The 1,522-nt window shown below is 58.9% G+C and carries 2 protein-coding genes and 1 pseudogene; all 3 read left to right on the top strand.

From position 1 onward, the window contains the following. Positions 1-146: pseudogene (locus AAAB16_RS05635) on the top strand (hydrolase); the annotation flags it as partial. 72 nt (positions 147-218) lie between these two features. Beyond that, entirely contained in the window at positions 219-992 is a 774-nt protein-coding gene (locus tag AAAB16_RS05630) for an alpha/beta hydrolase (RefSeq protein WP_340662454.1), read from the top strand. Between the two features lie 204 nt (positions 993-1,196). Beyond that, positions 1,197-1,522, top strand: a 326-nt coding sequence (locus AAAB16_RS05625; RefSeq protein ID WP_340662453.1) for a hypothetical protein, incomplete at its 3' end; no start/stop codon positions are given.

Below are 1,522 nucleotides of genomic sequence, written 5' to 3'. Positions count from 1 at the left end.
AACTGATGAACTGGTTTGGCGTGGCCTGTGAGCTGCACCGCGACTGGCGCAACGACATCGAAGGCCTGGGCACCCTGTGCGCCAACCACATTCCCGACTACCGCAACCTGTTCACCAGCTACAACGCCCTGACCGCGAGCAAATAAGCACGCGCCATCACCCCTTAGCGTCGCGGCAACCTGCCGCGACCGCACCCCACTTAAAGGAAGGACCCGTTTATGAAACTGACTAAATTGTTCGCCAGCGTGGCGTTGTCTGCGGCTGTCACCACCTCGGCGCTGGCCGACAACAAACCCACCATCGTGCGGGTGCACGGCGCCTTCGCCGACTCTTCAAGCTGGAATGGCGTGATCAAAATTCTGGAAAAAGACGGCTACCCAGTAGTCGCTGCCGCCAACCCACTGCGCAGCGTAAAAACGGACGCGCAATCCGTGGCCTCTGTGCTCAAAAGCATCCAGAGCCCAGTGGTATTAGTCGGTCACTCCTACGGTGGCCCAGTAATCAGCGAAGCGGCCTACGGCCAAGCCAACGTCAAAGCCCTGGTCTACGTAGCGGCCTTTGCCCCCGACGTCGGTGAAAGTGCCGTCGCCCTCAGCGGCAAATACCCCGGCAGCACCCTCGGCCCAACCTTGGCGACACCGGTTGCCCTGGCAGAAGGCGGCAATGACCTGTACATCCAACAAGCCAAATTCCACGACCAATTCGCCGCCGACGTAAACAAAGCTGACGCCCAACTGATGGCCGCCACCCAACGCCCCATCACCGACGTGGCCCTAAACGAAGCCGCCAGCGAACCCGCCTGGAAAACCATTCCCTCCTACTGGGTATACGGCGACGCCGACAAAAACATCCCGCCCCAAGCCATGAAATTTATGGCCGAGCGCAGCCACTCCAAGCAGACTGTTGTAGTCAAAGGCGCCTCCCATGTAGTGATGATTTCAAACCCCAAAGCCGTAGCGCAGCTAATTGAAACGGCCGCAAAAGGGCACTAACAAACGCCTTAATAAAAGTTAAAAAACGGAGCGCCCAAACAGCGCCCCGTTTTTTGCGTTTATCGCCCAGTGAGCCGACCGACATTCAACGCCTAAACCCTGCCAACCAGTCCCACCTTTTCACCCCCTGGGCTTGAGCGCTGCCAGCTCGTCGGCGTTTAATGCCGCCAACGTTTCGCCACTCCCCAACGTTGAGATTCACGGATGAAAGTAAGTTACCGAATCACGGAAGAAGACTACGTCGCCGCCGTAAAACTCTCCGCCATCCCCACCCGCAAACGCCGCGTCGCACTGGTGCTTCTCATCGCCAGCCTGGGCGCGCTTGGCGGTCTGTTCAGCGCAACGTTCCTCCAAGACTTTACCGCCGGAACTCTCGGCGGGCTCCTCGGCGGCACACTGCTGTTCCTCGTCAGCCACTTTATCTGGGTGCCCTACAACAGCCGCCGCCACTACCGCAAATACCGCGCGATTCAGCAAGAACAGTGGCTGGAGTTAAAGCCGGAAGGGATTGCGGTGGGCTCGGAAACGTC

Source organism: Pseudomonas sp. (genome assembly GCF_037994325.1).
Lineage (GTDB): Bacteria > Pseudomonadota > Gammaproteobacteria > Pseudomonadales > Pseudomonadaceae > Aquipseudomonas.
Note: the sequence above shows the minus strand (reverse complement) of the source record. Positions and strands in the feature narration are given on the sequence as shown.

Coding starts and splice junctions, on each gene's coding strand:
- AAAB16_RS05630 (WP_340662454.1), top strand. CDS start 219: ATGAAACTGACTAAATTGTTCGCCAGCGTGGCGTTGTCTGCGGCTGTC.